We start from the raw sequence: 17,044 nt of genomic DNA on the forward strand, positions 1-17,044 counted from the left end.
TTTATGGAGTTTTTGTTAAATCTTACCATCTACTTTCCTCTGATTGGGGTTCTGGCATTCCTGATATTTCGGAATGATCAAGCCATCAAATGGACCAGTCTTATTGTTACCTGCATTACATTTTTGCTGTCTCTGCCGCTGCTTTTTCAGTTTGATGTTGCTAATTCTGCAATTCCACAATATGTAACAGAAGGTTCCCCTGTTTTCACGGGTATGGATGTAAAATACCTGGTTGGCCTGGATGGATTGAGCCTTCTGCTGTTCATGCTTACAACCTTGATGGGGCCTATTGTCATATTGTCGTCCTGGAACTCCATCAATAAAAGTTTAGCAGGCTATTACTCAATGCTGCTTATTTTGCAAACTGCTTCGCTTGGAGTTTTTGCCTCTCTCGACCTGGTTGTGTTTTATGTATTTTTTGAACTCTCATTGATTCCCATGTACTTCCTGATTGGAATTTGGGGTGGGAGTGATAAAATTCGAGCAACCATTAAATTTTTTATTTACACCCTGGTTGGATCACTCATCATGCTTGTTGCGCTGATCTATCTGGGTTATGCAGCAGGAACTGCAACTGGTATTTACGAATTTTCTGCCGACTGGCGATTTATTTCAAGTCCTGAATTTACACTTGGTCTTGTGGAACAAACCTGGCTATTCCTGGCGTTTGCCCTTGCGTTTTGTATTAAGGTGCCGCTTTTTCCATTTCATACCTGGCTTCCATATGCCCATACAGAAGCCCCGACAGCCGGATCGGTTGTTTTGGCGGCAATTATGCTGAAGTTGGGAACCTACGGACTGGTAAGAGTTTGTTTGCCGGTGTTTCCAAATGCCTTTGCCGAGTTTGCACCAATGATGGCCATTCTTGCTGTAATTGGTATTATTTATGGTGCACTGGTGGCGATGGTTCAGAAAGATGTGAAAAAATTGGTGGCCTACTCATCGGTCAGTCACCTTGGCTTTGTAGTACTCGGTATTTTCGCTTTCAACACGGTAGCTGTACAAGGTGCAGTTATTCAGATGATTAACCATGGACTTTCAACCGGTGCACTCTTCCTTATTGTTGGAATGATCTACGACAGGGCACACACCCGTCAGATCTCCGACTTTGGAGGTATCGCGAAACAGATGCCGGTATTTACCACCTTCTTCATGATTGCAACACTTGCTTCCATCGGTTTGCCCGGTTTAAATGGATTTGTGGGCGAATTCTTAATTTTGAATGGCTCATTCTTCTCAGAACTTTATGCCAATAAAGTGTATGCAGTTCTTGCGGCAGTCGGTGTAATTCTCGCAGCTGCCTATATGTTGTGGATGTTCCAGCGTGTGATGTTTGGTCCTATCACAAATGAAGAGAACAAGAAATTATTGGATCTGAACAGACGGGAGATTGGACTGCTGATTCCTCTTGTCATCTTTATGGTGTGGATAGGAATTCGTCCGGTTGATTTTACGAAGTATTCTGAAAACTGGGTTGAGAGTTATATTACAATGTCCCAGGAGAAGAGTGTGGCTGTGCTTGAAAAAGCAGACAGTAATAATCTTCCCGATTGGACAAACAAAATTTACAATGTTGAAGAGTCAGAGACTAAAGTAGAATCGTTCACTTCAAAAACAATAAAGTGATGGATCCACTTAGCAAACAACAGATTAAACAGGAATTAGAACAGCTTGATGGCTGGACTTTAGAGAATGATACCATCAAAAAAGATTTCTCATTCCCTGATTTTAAAGAAGCGATCTCTTTTATGGTAAGAGTAGGATTTGAAGCCGAAGCACTGGTTCATCATCCCGATTGGTCGAATGTATACAATAGTGTGTCCATCCGATTGAGTACCCATGATGCCGGTGATAAGGTGACTGAAAAGGATATAAAATTGGCTAAAGCCATCGAAGAAATTTACCAGTAATAACACTTTCTTGAGGATGCTCCAAATTGTAAACAGAGCGTCTGTACCGATTAGATAAATAATTAAAATTGATGAATTATCTTTTAGATTTACAATCATTTTTACCCGGTATTATTGTAGCAGTTGCCGGTTTGGCGGCAATTTTGCTTGAAGCTTTTAAAAAGCCGCAATCCTTTGCATATAGCGTAACTATTGGGGGGATTGCTATTGCGCTGTTATTTGCCATTCAGTCTCTTTACGGCGAGGCAGGTACAGCTTTTTCAGGGATGATTGTATATGGCGGTGTCGGTGCATTTGGTTCTGTTGTAGTACTTCTCGGGGCACTCTTTTGTGTTGCCATTTCCAGGGAATATTTGAGGGATCTGGATCTGCATAATGGCGAAGTTTATGGGATGATTCTTTTTTCAACAACGGGAATGCTGGGGCTTGCTGTCTCAAATGATCTTATTACACTTTTTATCAGCCTGGAAACGATGTCGATCTGCCTCTATGTTCTTGCCGGGCTGCTTAAAAATGAGAAGATAGGAGCTGAAGCAGCTCTGAAATATTTTTTACTGGGTGCGTTTTCAACAGGATTTCTTTTATATGGAATTGCACTCATCTACGGAGCAACAGCTGCAACTAATCTGACGGAGATCGCTGCAGCCGCTGAACCCACATTTCTCTTTCTTGCCGGTACAGGATTACTTCTTGTAGGTTTGTTTTTCAAAATTGCGGCCGTTCCTTTCCACATGTGGACGCCAGACGTTTATCAGGGCACACCGACTACTATTACTGCGTTTATGGCTACAGCGGCAAAATCAGCTACCTTTGTTGCTTTTGTATTAGTTCTCACCAGGATGCTCCCAAGTTCTGAACTTGGAGATTGGCAATCGGTACTGCAGGTGGTTTCCATTCTTACGATGATTGTTGGAAACTTAATTGCACTCGCGCAGGATAATGTGAAGCGGATGCTCGCTTACTCAAGTATAGCACATGCGGGTTATCTTATGGTTGGACTTGCCGCCGGAAATGAAGCCGGATACGCCGGAGTACTCTATTATCTGTTTGCTTACACAATAATGAATGCTGGTGCTTTTGGTGTGATTGCCTATTACGAGCGAAACCACGGTTTAGATTTCACCGAAATTGACAGTTATGCAGGCCTTGGTTTTAAAGTTCCGGTTATGGGAGTCATGCTCTCCGTTTTCCTCTTCTCCCTGGCAGGTATTCCGCCAATGGTTGGATTTATCGGTAAATACTATGTGTTTGCAGCCGCGGTTCAGGCCGGGTTGATTCCCCTTGCTATTATCGGTGTATTGGCCAGTGCAGCAAGTGTTTACTACTATTTAAGAGTCATGGTCTTTCTTTACTTCAAAGAAGCTCACAAAGAGTATTCACTTAAAACGCCTGGTTTCCTTTTTAAATGGACACTCATTTTGTTAGCTGTACTCACAGTGTACTATGGAATTGAGCCGGTTCTTCCAACTTCAAGCCTGATGGAACTTATCTCTTCCTACTATACAGTTTAGTTGTTTTGCCTTTCGGAAAAGGAAATCTCGATCTGAGAGGCTCTTTATCTGCTTTGCTATACAATTAGATCTGTCTATTGGCTTTTCCAATCTGGGTATAAGCTTGTCACTGGTTCAAGTTTGTAACTTGGACCATCGTTGCACAAGTAATAAACATGCGTTAATAAAGGATTGCTCTCTTGCGCTTTTCAAACTGGTTCAAATTTGCGACTTGGATAATTGATGTACAAGTTAGCAACCGTTGTCAGTCCAAGGGATTTGTGTCAAAATGAGTGTTAAAAACTCATCCAGGGAGATTGTTTAACTACCGATCAATCCGTATCTTTACAGGCTCTGTTGTCGGCTGTACGTACGACAACTGTTTCCAATAATGGAAAACAACCAAAGACAAATAGATCATATGAAAAAACATTTTTATGAATTGACCTACATCCTGAATCCTGTTCTCGATGAGGATAAGTTTTCAGAGATTGTGAGTTATGTAAATAAACTAATAGAAGACAACGATGGAGATGTCGTTGACGTTGATGAATGGGGAGTAAAGAAGCTTGCCTACGATATTGATAAAAAAAGTACAGGTTACTATGTGAATATGTACTTTAAAGCACCCGGTGAAGCCATTGAAGTGGTTGAACGGAACATGAGAATTCATGATGATATCATGAGATATCTCACTTTGAAGTATGATGCAAAAATGATGCGTCATTACACTCTCGCAAAGAAAGGTGAGTTGCCTGCTTTGTATGAGGAGACAGAAGAAGAATCAGACGAAGACGAATAAGCAAAGAGATTAGATTATGATTAACAATCCATCGCATCCGAAGAAAGGACATTTAAAAAGTAAGGACTGCAAATTTACAAAAGCAGGAATTGAGTATATCGATTACAAACAAACCGATATTCTTGAAAGATTTATCAACGATCAGGGTAAAATTCTGCCTCGTCGTGTTACAGGAACAAGTGCAAGACATCAGCGACAACTTTCAACGGCTGTAAAACGAGCCAGGTTTTTAGCGCTGATACCGTACGTAAGTGAAAACATGAGATAGAGGTATAGATATGAAACTGATACTTAAACAAGACGTTGAAAAACTTGGATCTGCAGGTGATTTGGTTGATGTAAAGCCCGGATATGGCCGAAATTACCTGATACCGCAGGCAAAAGCTGAATTGGCTACAGAAGGTGCTATTAAGCACCATGAACAGATGAAACGAGAAGCAGAGTTGAGGGCAGAACTTACCGTTGAAAAAGCGAAAGAGTTGGCTCAACAGCTCGAAAATACATCGGTTACTATACCGGTTACAGTAGGCGAGGATGAAAAAATCCACGGTACAGTAACAAATATTCAGGTTGCCGAAGCACTCGAAGAGCGAGATATTTTGATTGACCGGAGAAAAATTTCCATCGATCAGGATATTAAAACACTTGGTGAATATACAGCAACCATCGATTTGATGGGTGATTTAAATCCACAGGTGAAAGTTTGGGTAGTAAAAGCAGATTCATAAATTTTGCTTTAGCTGAAATCGAATAACCTGATGAATAGGGTAATATTTTTTATGGGGATCACGCTTTTTGCGTTATCCCCATTTTTTGTTTCTGCTCAACTATTAGACCCGGTAGAATATACGCTAAGCAATGTACCGGATACGGTAAAAGCGGGACAGGTTTTTGAGGTCACGGTTGAGGCTTCAATAGACAAGGAATGGCATCTGTATTCAATCAAAAATACTCCTGAGGCAGGACCCTATCCAACACAGTTTTCAACTCCTTTATCCGAGATGGTAATTGCAGGAAATATAGAAGAATCTGAAGCCGATATTGCTTTTGATCCAAATTTTGAAACTGATTTAGGCTGGCATTCAAATACTGCACAATTCACAATTCCGGTCGCTTTTAGCAGCAACCTGCAAGGTGAACAGACACTAATTCTTGAAGCGCTGTACCAGGTTTGTGATGATAAATCCTGTCTACCTCCGAAAACTAAACAGGTGAAAGAAACGATTTTTTTAGCCGGAGTTTCAGATTCTCCGTTTGTTAATAATTCAGATAGGAATGATAGTTCTCTACGCTGGATAGCAGAGGTTATTTTAATTATTCTTGCTGTTTTTTTAACCCTGTTAGTTGTATATAAACTCCTTAGAAAAAAAATACTCAACGATAAATTGCCAGGTTAAAACTGCAACCTCTGTTTCAATTATTTCCATTTCACATAAAATATCCGGATGGGCAAAGAGTAGTGCGCATCAATCATCATTTCTTAAAAATATTTTACATATTTGTCGTAAAACTTTTGTAATGTTATTCCGGTCTGATGGCATCTAAAGTAACTTGAAAAATTTAAAAACTACTGATTTGTGATTTTTTCAAAACATTTTTTTTAGATTCTTTTGGAAAATCAATAAAGAACTGTGTCACAGCAAAAAAATTGAATGATAGTTGATTTTTTATTGCAAAGAATCCGGTCTTTTTAGATTTTATTTTTCAAGTATTAACAATTAAATAAATAATATGAAACTGCATAAAATAACACTATTCCTTGTCTTTATAACAATTGGGGCATTGCTTATGTCTTGTAAAACCGCTGAAGAAATTACGGAGCCGGAACCGGAGCCAACAGTTACAGAAGAAACGGTTGAAGAAGACAATGACTGGCAGGAAGAAGAACCTGAAGAGGAAGAACAAGTTGAAACTGTTGAAGATCTGAATACAATCAATTTTGGATTCGACTTGTATAGTATAACTGATCAATCTGCAAGATTGCTTGCCGATAACGTAACAATGCTGCGAGATCATCCGGCAACAAGTGTACGCGTTGATGCCTACACCGATCATGTTGGAGGAGACCAGTATAATCTCAGACTTAGTTTACGTCGTGCGGCAGCTGTCGTGGATTTTTATCGTCAGAATGGAATTGGCGAAGACAGAATTGAGTCTCGCGGTTTAGGGAAAGCTCCAGTGCCATGTTCGCAAATGGAGATGGATAACGACACACCCGGATGTGAGAAAAACCGGAGAGCGGAATCGCACCCAATAAATCCGAGAAGTTAAATTAAATTTTAAAACGCATCCAAGAGGATGCGTTTTTTGTTTCTGCGATAGAAATATATTATCTATCTAAAGGAAGTAAATAAATCTTTCATATCTGTCACTATACGAATCCATACTGGATTACCTTTTTTACAAGAAGTAACTATGAAATTTTTTATTGAGAAATTGGATAATCAGTTTGGCACTTAGTGCTATCAAATAATATATTCCAATAGTATACATTTTAAATTGCAAAACAATAGATCTGTTCATAATTATAAAGATGTCATTAATGATTTGATATTTTGACTTTATGTAACAAATGATCTATCATTTTGCTTCAAATTAAGCTCAAACCAAAACATAACGCGGAGTAAACGTATGACTTCATCTTTAGCTCTCTTTTTTCTACAAGCTGGGGCTGATGCTGGCTTTTTTAATGTAATCGTCGAAAAATTTAATGAAGGCGGTGAATTTATGTGGCCTGTATTAATTGCCCTGATTCTCGGTCTGGCTATTTTTCTGGAGCGCATAATAACATTGAATTTAGCTGACATTAATACCAGAAAATTTGTATTGGAAGTACAACAAGAATTGCAAGAAGGCGGTATCCCGGCTGCACAAGATCTGTGCGCTAAAACTCGCGGGCCAGTAGCATCTGTATTTCAAGCAGGTCTAATGCGCGCCGATGAAGGGATCGAAGCTGCTGAAAAAGCGATTACAACTTACGGATCTATTGAAATGAGTTTCCTTGAAAGAGGGCTTGTTTGGCTATCCTTGTTTATTGCAATTGCACCACTTCTTGGATTCCTTGGAACTGTAGTTGGTATGATTGAGGCATTCGATGCTATTGAAGCTGCAGCTGATATTTCACCAAGCCTTGTTGCCGGTGGTATTAAAGTTGCACTTTTAACAACAGCTGGTGGACTTCTTGCTGGTATTATTCTTCAAATCGGTTACAATTACTGTGTATCTAAAATTGACAGGCTGATTTCCGACATGGAAGAAAGCTCTATTACACTTATTGACTCTATTGTACTCCTCAAAGAAGGCAAACAAATTGTTTCTGAAGAAGAAGAAACTGAATAACGCCTCAAAACCGAAACTCGATTATATAAGAGGATAATTTTATGATTAATAATATAGCAATAGGTTTAGCTTTAGGTCTTATTCTAATTGGAGTCATTGCCATATTTGTATCAGGAATTAAAAACCTGATCACCGGCAAATCAGATTTCAAAAGAATTGCTGTTATGGTAGTACCAGTCATCATTTTTGCCGCATCCTTTGGAATTATGGGAACATTTGTACAAGCAGGTGTGGCAACTATGATATTTATGATATCTCTGATGGTGCTATCTATTTTAGTAACCGGAACACGAGGAACACTTAACTTTTAAATCAGGTCAATATGTTAAAGAAAAAGCGAGGCAGAGAAGATGCTGACATACCGATGTCTTCTCTGGCTGATATTGCCTTTCTGCTTCTGATTTTCTTTCTGGTTGTAACAACGATAGACGTTGATACAGGCATTGGGTTAATTCTGCCGCCCATTCCCGATGAGACTACAGAACCACCACCAGTAAAAGAGCGTAATCTTCTCAATATTCTGGTGAATGCACAGGGAATGGTTCTCATCGACGAAGAACCCGCATCGTTAGCCAATGTTAAAGACAGAATTAAAACTTTTGTCGACAATAACGGTGTGAACCCCGATCTTTCAGAATCACCTGATGATGCAATTGTTTCGATTAAGACAACTCGGCAAACACCGTATAATGTTTATATTGATATGCTTGATGAAGTGATGGGCGCTTATGCCGAATTGCGAAATCAAGCGTCAATGGAACGCTATGGTGTACCGTTCGACTCATTTGATGACAATAGTGCTCCAAGAGAGGAGATTCAGGAATTATATCCGAAGAAAATTTCAATCGCAGAACCTGACGAGGGTTAATCTTTATGGCACATTTTCAAAAGAAACAAGCGAAAACCAGTCAAGCTGTCCCAACATCTGCCATGCCGGATGTTGTATTCATGCTCTTGATCTTTTTTATGGTAACCACTGTTCTCCGCGAAGTGGAACTGCAGGTACAGGTTGATTACGCGGCTGCAGAAAACATAGAAAAGATTGAGCAGAAACGACTTGTAAGTTACGTTTATATTGGTCCGAAACGTATGGGTGGTAACCAGGTAGGGGAAACTGCTGTTCAAATTGATGATGCTCTTGTTGACGAAATGGGAGCCATTCGAAATATCATGTACGATAAATTGATGGAACAGCCGAGACTTATCGTATCTCTACGGGTTGATAATGATTCTGAGTTTGGCGTTGTGACTGATGTTCAACAGGAACTCAGGCATGCCGGAACCCTTAGAATTAACTACTCTACAAGACGCGAGATTTAATTATTTAACTTAATTTTATCATTCAAAGGCATCTATCCTTATAGGGTAAATGCCTTTTTTATTTTTTTATGGATTCAAACGATTTTCAACAGATTAAGGACTTAGGCTTTTCTACACTCATTGAAAAGTTTACAAATTATACCGGGAAACAAAGAGAAGAGATAGTACAAGGTATTGGTGATGATGCCTCACTTTATAAAGAACGGGATGGTAATCTTACGGCTGCTTCATCAGAAATATTTCTGGAAGGAATTCATTTTGATGTCACCTATACGCCCCTGAATCATTTAGGATATAAACTGGTTACGGCGGCTGTGAGTGATGTTTATGCTATGAATAGTGAACCGGTTCAAATACTTGTCAGTCTTGCCGTTCCCAATAAATATTCAGTTCAAATGATAGAGCAGTTGTACAAAGGAATTGATAAGGCGTGTACTGATTACCAGGTACAGCTAACGGGTGGGGATACCACAGCCTCTCACCAGATGTTGGCAGTATCCGTTACGGTTTTGGGATCATCGCCAAAAGAAAATATTATACTTAGAAGTGGTGCAAATCATGAAGATATGATTTGTGTGACAGGAGATCTGGGATCTGCAATTGCAGGACTTAGAATTTTAATGCGTGAGAAGAAAGAGTGGCAGGAACAGAAATCTGAACGCTTTCAACCGGAATTGGAGCCCTATGAATTTGTTGTTCAACGACAACTTGTTCCGAAGGCTCGTAAAGATTTTGCTGATGTTTTAACGGTATGGCAAGACAAGCCTTCCAGTCTTATTGATGTTACCCAGGGATTGATTGCAGATTTAAAGGAAATTGCAAAAAGCTCTGGATTAGGAGCAGAAATTTATTCTCCTGCTGTACCAATAGCACTCGAAACACGTAACGTGGCAGACGAAATGAAAGAAGATGTAGACAAGTACGCTTTTTACGGTGGAGAAGATTTCGAAATGCTTTTTACGCTCAGTGAACCACAAGTCGAAAAACTAAAAGCAGAGTTTGAAGATTTTTCTGTGATTGGAAAGATGTCGAACGAATTTAATGAGCTTAGAATTAATACCGGAGAGGACAAAACAATTAAATTCGAACTCTAAATATTCGCATAAAATCCATTATTGTTCGTTGAATAGAGCAACTTTAATAAGTGCTTCTTCTCTTCATAAAAAATTGTTTCAAAAAAGAGTTATATTTAAGGCTCTTTTGATATCTAAATTGTAGAAATGCCGAAAAAAAATTTCCCCCCAAAAAAATCATCTAATCAAGACAAAAAAAACAGTAAGAAAACACCACGTTTTCCGATCTGGATTTATGTTGTCTTATTTCTGGTGCTCATAGCATTCAACCTGTACTTTGTTCCCGGAAACAGTTCCGAAAGAATTAAATACAGTGAATTCCTTGAGTATGTAGAAGAGGGATATGTAAAAGAAATTACGATCACCAATCAGGTTGAAATCCTGGGAGATTATTCAGAAAAAGCCTTCGAAGAGGGATTAGTTGAACGTCCAACTGAAAATGAAAATAGCTGGACAAGTACATCTGAAGGATCAACCGGTTCATTTTCAACAACTATGCTTGAAGGAGATGAAATCAGATCCCTTCTTGACGAAAACAATGTTGTTTACGATGTGCGGATTGAAGAAGACTGGTTCAGTGGAATTTTGATCTGGCTGATACCAATTGCACTCATTATTATTTTCTGGATCTTTATTTTCCGCCGAATGAATCCTGGTCAACAGGTATTGAATATTGGAAAAAACAAAGCCTCACTATACGATAAACAAACCGAAAGTAAAGTTTCTTTTAAAGATGTAGCGGGATTAGAGGAAGCCAAAGCAGAAGTGGAAGAAGTTGTAGAATTTTTAAGTAATCCACAGAAGTTTACAAGACTTGGGGGTACACTGCCTAAAGGTGTTCTATTGGTTGGCCCTCCAGGAACTGGTAAAACATTATTAGCGAAAGCTACGGCTGGTGAAGCCGAAGTTCCATTCTTTTCACTCAGTGGATCAGATTTTGTTGAGATGTTTGTGGGTGTTGGGGCCGCACGAGTTCGCGATCTATTTAAACAAGCCAAAGAAAAAGCACCTTGTATTGTATTTATTGATGAAATTGATTCCATCGGGCGAACACGTGGCCGTGGAATGGCAATGAGTTCCAATGATGAACGGGAAAATACGCTCAACCAGTTGCTAAGTGAAATGGACGGATTCAATTCCGACAAAGGCGTAATTATTATGGCTGCAACCAACCGTCCGGATATTCTCGATTCAGCATTATTGAGACCGGGCCGATTTGACCGCCAAATAATGATTGACAAACCCGATCTAAAAGGAAGAATGCAGGTCTTAGAAGTTCACTCAAGAAATCTTGAATTGTCTGATAACATCGACCTGAAAGTACTTGCATCACAAACACCAGGTTTTGCCGGCGCAGAATTGGCCAATCTTTGCAACGAAGCGGCTCTTTTTGCTGCCCGACGAGACAAAGACAAAGTTGAGATGGTAGATTTTCAGGATGCAATTGAACGCGTGGTAGCCGGGCTTGAAAAGAAAAATAAATTGATCAGTCCACACGAACGTAAGATTGTTGCCTTTCACGAATCGGGCCATGCCATAGTTGGGTGGATGCTCGAATTTACCGATCCTGTTTTAAAAGTGAGTATTGTGCCAAGAGGTTTTGCTGCATTGGGTTATACTTTGCAGACACCGCTTGAAGACCGGTTTTTAATGACGACCGAGGAACTTGATGATAAGATTTGTGCGCTTTTAGGAGGACGGGTAGCTGAAGAAATTGTCTTTGGAAAAGTATCGACCGGTGCACAGAACGACCTTGAACGTATTACAAATATGGCATTTGCAATGGTTGCTGAATATGGTATGAGCCAGGAACTTGGATACCTTTCATTGAAAGATTCCAGCAGCCCGGAAAACAGCTATGGTTTTAACAAGAAGTATTCCGAGCATACAGCTCGACAAATTGATGAGGCTGTTCGCGGGATTATTCAGCGTAATTACCAGCGCACGTTCGACCTGCTCAAAAAACATGAAGACAAACTTAAAGTAATGGCTGAAACTCTTCTTGAGAAAGAAGTATTGAATCACCACGAGCTGAGAGAGATGCTGGGTGACCGGCCAAGTGGTAATTATCCTGAGGGAATTTTTGAAGATCCTTCTTCCGACAGTTCAATTACAAACGGATCGCCAAATGTAATTGATCATGATAAGAAAAAAACAACCAACGGAGCCAACAAAGTTGATGAACAGAAAAAATCAGAGAAAGAAGAAGAGATAGAGAAGAATGAAGAGGAAGAGCAAAAGTAAAACACTACCTTCTTTTTAAATCGACTTCTCTATAAAGATAAATAACTGATATTTATAACTTTATATAGAAGTAATTTATTTCATCTTTACGATAACATTAAGATCTTATTAAAGAACAAGAGAGTTTTGTTATCATTTTCATAACATTGGATTAACCTGCCTGTAACATTGTAAGAATATTTTACGAGTGTTATTTAAAACACTCATAAAAACAATTCTTACAAATATGAATTTCAAATCAATACTAACACTCACTTCCAGCGTACTGCTGGCATTCACACTTCTGGTTTCTTGTAGCGATGATAATAATGGATCATCAGATGCTAACCCTCCAAGTGTAACAGCGCCCCAAGCTTCCTCTAATCCTAATCTGATTATTGGTGAGGCCACTGACGTTACATTTAATATAAATGTTCCAGGTGGTTACGCTTCCTCAAGTGTTGAGGCAACGAACGGTACAGCATCCATTTCATCAGAGCCGTCCGCTGGTTCAACAAGTGGACAGGTTGTTGTTAACTTCACAGCCAATACTTCAGGTGCTGCAACAATTACTCTTACAGTTACTGATGAAGATGGAATGTCTGATGATGCAACAACAGCTATTACAATTGGTGAAGAATCATCAGAAGTTTTGCTAACAAGCAATATTACGTCTGATACAACCTGGGAAACAGGAAAAATCTACATTTTAGGTGGCCGAATTGCAGTTGAAGCCGGTGTAACTCTTACCATTGAACCTGGAGTTATCGTGAAAGGTGAAGCAGGGTCAGGCGCAAACGCTACAGCGCTTTTGGTAGCGAGAGACGCAATGTTGAACGCGAATGGTACAGCAGACGCTCCTATCATTTTCACTTCAGTGGCTGATGAAATCACTCCTGATGATGTAGCTGCCGGTAACTTTGGAAGTCCAAATCTTGATCCTGATGTTAACGGACTTTGGGGCGGTGTAATCGTATTAGGAAATGCACCGATTTCTGCTTCCACATCACCAACTCAAATTGAAGGTATCCCGGCATCCGACACAAACGGACTCTACGGCGGTGATGACCCAACAGAAAGCTCAGGAACGATTAGATACATCTCTATTCGCCATGGTGGTGCCAACATTGGTGAAGGAAATGAAATTAACGGCCTTACCTTAGGCGCCATTGGATCGGGTACAGTTGTTGAAATGGTTGAAGTTGTAGCGAACCAGGATGACGGTATTGAATGGTTTGGCGGAAACGTTAGCGTAGATGGCATTGTGAGCTGGAACGTAGGAGATGATGGACTCGACACCGACCAGGATTGGATCGGTACGGCATCTAACTTCCTGATTGTCACTCCAGGTGGTCATGGATTCGAATTGGACGGGCCTGAAGGTGATACAAATCGTGGATGTTTTACGCTAACAAACGGTATCCTGTATGCAGGTGACAATATTGTAAGTACGGTTGACTTCGATGAGAATACCAATGCTGGTTTAACGGATGTGTACTTCTATGGCTTTAGCCCCTCTTATGGTGCAACTGAATCATTCAAACCGGTACCAAATTTCGGTGGAGACGGTAACTGTGAATCTGCGAATTGGGAATATACTCTCGCAGAAGGTGGAGCTCCTGCTGAGGATATCTTTACCGGTGTACCGACTGAGATTTTAACCGAAGTTTCCGTCAATGGTAACAGTGTTGGGCCAAATGTGGCAGATTTTAGCTGGACATGGGCCAGCCAGTCCGGAGCACTCAGTTCAATCGGACTCTAAATTAGCTCTGATAATGCAATTCAATACTGGCTTATTTCCGGTTTTTACAATCGGAAGTAAGCCATTCTTAAACGATCTACCAATCTATATCTCAAATTCAATTCGTTATTTGATAAAAATAAACAGCCGTTAAAATCACAAAAAATGATTATGAAAATGTTACATAAACTTGCGTTGACGATATGCCTTCTTATAGGCCTTTCAAACATCAGTCATGCTCAGAATGGAACTATTCGGGGAACCATTATCGAAGAAGAGACAGGTGAGCCCGTTTACGGTGTTACTGTTCTTGTACAAGGCACATCAAACGGTACAACAACCGATTTTGATGGAAAATTTAATCTCTCGCTTGCTGAAGGAGAATACGATCTGCGAATTAGTTACGTCTCTTACACTCCAGTAATTATTGAAGAAATTGAAGTGGAAGAAGGCGAGGTGACTATTATCAATAATATCCGTTTGCAGAAAACAGTAGAAGAGATGGATGAAGTTGTAGTTACTGCTGAAGTCATGAATATATCAGAAGCGGCAATGATCACCACAAAAAGAAAATCAGCAAATATGCTTGATGGTATTTCTGCCGAAAGATTCAGAACGATTGGAGATTCAAATGCGGCTGAAGCTTTAAAAAGAGTTACCGGTGTTTCTGTTGAAGGCGGCAAATATGTGTACGTCCGCGGTTTAGGAGACCGATACTCCAAGACCATGATGAACTCCGTGGATATACCAAGTTTAGATCCAAATAAAAACAGTCTTCAGATCGATATTTTCCCAACCAATCTGATCGACAATATGATTATCACAAAAACAGCAGTTGCAGAAATGCCGGCTGATTTTACCGGGGGCATTGTAAACATTGAGACAAAAGAATTTCCTGAAGAACCGATACTCAATGTGTCATTCAGTACAAATTATAATCCATCCATGCACTTTAACAGTAACTTTTTGAGTTACGACGGAAGCAAGACAGACTTTTTAGGCTTTGATGGCGGTACACGTGAATTGCCGAGTGGTGCAGGTGCTGAAAATAATATACCTACTCCTATCAGCGGCGCTTCAGATCAGGAAGTAAATGATTTTGTAAACAGTTTCAGTTCAACGCTGGGGCCAAAAGAGCTAACGAACCCGATGGATATGAGTGCCGGGGTATCGCTTGGCAACCAGTTTGATGTGGGCGGCGGAAATACGCTTGGCTATATTTTAACAGGTACATATAGAAGATCGAGTAATTATTACGAAAATTATCAATATGGAGAGTATCAAACACAGCCGGATGCAAATGCGTATGAATTAAAATATGCGACCATACAGAACGGGGCGGTATCGGAGAGCAATGTACTTCTGGGCGGAATGGCCGGCTTGGCATTTAAAACAAATCGGTCGAAATATAAATTAACGGGTATGCAGCTGCAAAATGGTGAGAACCGCTCAACTGATTTCTTTATTGATAACAGTGTGGACGCTCCGGGACAGTCAGGATACACAGCAGATTCGTACAACCTTGAGTACAGTGAGAGAAGTGTAAGAAACTTCTTATTGAATGGAATCCACTATTTTAATGATGCCCGATGGGAAGTGAACTGGCGTGTATCTCCAACCTTTTCAACCATGGATGACCCTGATATAAGAAAAACCACATATACCCGCTCAGCTAATGGCCCCAGGTTTAATGCCGGAGCAGGTGGATTCCCCAGCAGAATCTGGAGAAATATGGACGAAGTAAACTGGGTTGGCCGGATGGATATTACCGGCGACTATCAACTGTTTGGTGACCCTGCAAAAGTAAAATTTGGCGGCAGCTACATTTATAAAGAGAGAGATTATGAAATCCTTTCTTTTAATATGCAGTTCTTTGGTGGCATCCCCGAATTAACCGGTGATCCATCAGAAATCCTGAAGCCGGAGAATATCTATCCCAATGGTAGTATTTACTATCAGTCAGGAAATCCCGATCCTAATCCGAATGCATATAGTTCAAATATCAATAATTATGCATTCTATGCTTCGAACGAGTTTCAACTGTTTTCCAATCTGAAAACCAGCCTTGGCCTCCGGGTTGAAAACTACGTTCAAAGACATACCGGAAGGGATGCCATTTTTGCGCAAGGTGGTAACGGAAATAACCTGGATAATGAAAAAGTACTGGATGCACTGGATTTCTTTCCCTCAGCAAATCTGACTTATTTTTTAACGGATCGGCAAAATCTTCGGTTCTCATACTCGGGAACTATTGCGAGGCCATCATTTAAAGAACTGTCATTTGCGCAGATTTTAGATCCTGTATCAGACAGGATTTTTAACGGTGGATTATTCCCGATCGATGACTGGGACGGAAATTTGACTGAAACCCGAATCCAAAACTTTGATACTCGCTGGGAAATGTTTTTTGACAGAGGACAACTGTTATCCATAAGTTTCTTCTATAAAGCATTTGATGATCCGATTGAGTTAGTAAGAATCCAGGCTCAGGCAACTTCAAGCGAATTTCAACCTCGGAACGTGGGGGATGGCCAGGTATTTGGTGCTGAATTTGAATTCAGAAAAAATCTTGGGTTTATCTCTGAAGTACTTACCTACTTCCATATCAACAGTAATGTAACATTTGTACAGTCTGAAATTGATATGACCGAGCAAGAGTTTGAAGCACGAAAAAACCGTGAAAAAACCGGACAAACCATTGATGATACCCGGCAAATGGCCGGACAAGCACCCTATATTATTAATGCTGGATTGTCGTACGATAATCCGGGCTTAGGGCTTGAAGGTGGACTTTTCTACAATGTTCAGGGTGAAACACTCACCGCTGTTGGGGGTGGATTGTTCCCTGATGTGTACACCAATCCATTTCACAATTTGAGATTGAATCTTAATAAAACACTTGGCCCACAAGATCGTGCATCTGTAAACCTCAGTGTTACAAATATTCTGAATGATCAGCGAGGAGAGTTTTATCAAGGCTATAAAGCTGAAAAACAGATTTTCAGCCTATATCGTCCCTATACAGCTGTGAGTTTAGGATTTGAATATTCTTTCTAAAAGCTAAAAGAGAGCTTTGAAATACCGGACATATTTCGACTTCGCTCCGCTGCGCTCAATAGGACGTCAGTTTGAGCGCAATGAGGAGG

The 17,044-nt window shown here is 40.2% G+C and carries 16 protein-coding genes; all 16 read left to right on the forward strand.

The features are described 5' to 3' along the window. Nucleotides 1–3 precede the first annotated feature (3 nt). The 16 genes from U5K72_00550 to U5K72_00625 all read left to right on the forward strand — a co-directional run bounded on the left by U5K72_00550 (nucleotide 4) and on the right by U5K72_00625 (nucleotide 16,955). Nucleotides 4–1,626 carry an NADH-quinone oxidoreductase subunit M gene (locus U5K72_00550; GenBank protein ID MDZ7717291.1) on the forward strand — a complete coding sequence of 541 codons (1,623 nt, stop codon included), beginning with the start codon at nucleotides 4–6 and terminating at the stop codon, nucleotides 1,624–1,626. Then, complete coding sequence (locus tag U5K72_00555) at nucleotides 1,626–1,910, forward strand: 4a-hydroxytetrahydrobiopterin dehydratase (protein ID MDZ7717292.1); 285 nt, start codon at nucleotides 1,626–1,628, stop codon at nucleotides 1,908–1,910. The genes U5K72_00550 and U5K72_00555 overlap by 1 nt, the downstream gene beginning before the upstream one ends. Nucleotides 1,911–1,981: 71 nt before the next feature. Further along, nucleotides 1,982–3,421: an NADH-quinone oxidoreductase subunit N gene (locus U5K72_00560; GenBank protein MDZ7717293.1), complete on the forward strand. Its 1,440-nt coding sequence runs from the start codon at nucleotides 1,982–1,984 to the stop codon at nucleotides 3,419–3,421. 400 nt (nucleotides 3,422–3,821) lie between these two features. Then, complete coding sequence (rpsF, locus tag U5K72_00565) at nucleotides 3,822–4,202, forward strand: 30S ribosomal protein S6 (protein ID MDZ7717294.1); 381 nt, start codon at nucleotides 3,822–3,824, stop codon at nucleotides 4,200–4,202. 16 nt (nucleotides 4,203–4,218) lie between these two features. Then, entirely contained in the window at nucleotides 4,219–4,470 is a 252-nt protein-coding gene (rpsR, locus tag U5K72_00570; GenBank protein ID MDZ7717295.1) for a 30S ribosomal protein S18, read from the forward strand. 10 nt (nucleotides 4,471–4,480) lie between these two features. Then, on the forward strand, nucleotides 4,481–4,930 hold the full coding sequence (gene rplI / locus U5K72_00575; GenBank protein ID MDZ7717296.1) for a 50S ribosomal protein L9: 450 nt from the start codon (nucleotides 4,481–4,483) through the stop codon (nucleotides 4,928–4,930). A 30-nt stretch (nucleotides 4,931–4,960) separates the two neighbouring features. After that, nucleotides 4,961–5,599: a protein-disulfide reductase DsbD family protein gene (locus tag U5K72_00580; protein MDZ7717297.1), complete on the forward strand. Its 639-nt coding sequence runs from the start codon at nucleotides 4,961–4,963 to the stop codon at nucleotides 5,597–5,599. A 391-nt stretch (nucleotides 5,600–5,990) separates the two neighbouring features. Continuing rightward, complete coding sequence (locus tag U5K72_00585) at nucleotides 5,991–6,473, forward strand: OmpA family protein (GenBank protein ID MDZ7717298.1); 483 nt, start codon at nucleotides 5,991–5,993, stop codon at nucleotides 6,471–6,473. Nucleotides 6,474–6,833: 360 nt separating this feature from the next. Next, complete coding sequence (locus U5K72_00590) at nucleotides 6,834–7,541, forward strand: MotA/TolQ/ExbB proton channel family protein (protein MDZ7717299.1); 708 nt, start codon at nucleotides 6,834–6,836, stop codon at nucleotides 7,539–7,541. A 41-nt stretch (nucleotides 7,542–7,582) separates the two neighbouring features. Continuing rightward, nucleotides 7,583–7,852 carry a hypothetical protein gene (locus U5K72_00595; GenBank protein MDZ7717300.1) on the forward strand — a complete coding sequence of 90 codons (270 nt, stop codon included), beginning with the start codon at nucleotides 7,583–7,585 and terminating at the stop codon, nucleotides 7,850–7,852. A gap of 11 nt (nucleotides 7,853–7,863) precedes the next feature. After that, nucleotides 7,864–8,409 carry a biopolymer transporter ExbD gene (locus U5K72_00600; GenBank protein ID MDZ7717301.1) on the forward strand — a complete coding sequence of 182 codons (546 nt, stop codon included), beginning with the start codon at nucleotides 7,864–7,866 and terminating at the stop codon, nucleotides 8,407–8,409. Nucleotides 8,410–8,414: 5 nt separating this feature from the next. Continuing rightward, entirely contained in the window at nucleotides 8,415–8,861 is a 447-nt protein-coding gene (locus tag U5K72_00605) for a biopolymer transporter ExbD (GenBank protein ID MDZ7717302.1), read from the forward strand. 68 nt (nucleotides 8,862–8,929) lie between these two features. After that, the gene (thiL, locus tag U5K72_00610) at nucleotides 8,930–9,955 is read left to right on the forward strand and encodes a thiamine-phosphate kinase (protein ID MDZ7717303.1); all 1,026 of its coding nucleotides are present in this window, start codon (nucleotides 8,930–8,932) and stop codon (nucleotides 9,953–9,955) included. Nucleotides 9,956–10,081: 126 nt separating this feature from the next. Beyond that, nucleotides 10,082–12,178 (forward strand): ATP-dependent zinc metalloprotease FtsH, encoded by a 2,097-nt coding sequence (gene ftsH / locus U5K72_00615; protein MDZ7717304.1) that lies wholly within the window; start codon nucleotides 10,082–10,084, stop codon nucleotides 12,176–12,178. A 226-nt stretch (nucleotides 12,179–12,404) separates the two neighbouring features. After that, the gene (locus tag U5K72_00620; protein ID MDZ7717305.1) at nucleotides 12,405–13,919 is read left to right on the forward strand and encodes a hypothetical protein; all 1,515 of its coding nucleotides are present in this window, start codon (nucleotides 12,405–12,407) and stop codon (nucleotides 13,917–13,919) included. 156 nt (nucleotides 13,920–14,075) lie between these two features. Beyond that, complete coding sequence (locus U5K72_00625) at nucleotides 14,076–16,955, forward strand: TonB-dependent receptor (protein ID MDZ7717306.1); 2,880 nt, start codon at nucleotides 14,076–14,078, stop codon at nucleotides 16,953–16,955. Nucleotides 16,956–17,044: the final 89 nt, after the last annotated feature.

Source organism: Balneolaceae bacterium, from assembly GCA_034521495.1.
In the GTDB taxonomy this organism is placed as follows: Bacteria; Bacteroidota; Rhodothermia; order Balneolales; family Balneolaceae; genus Rhodohalobacter.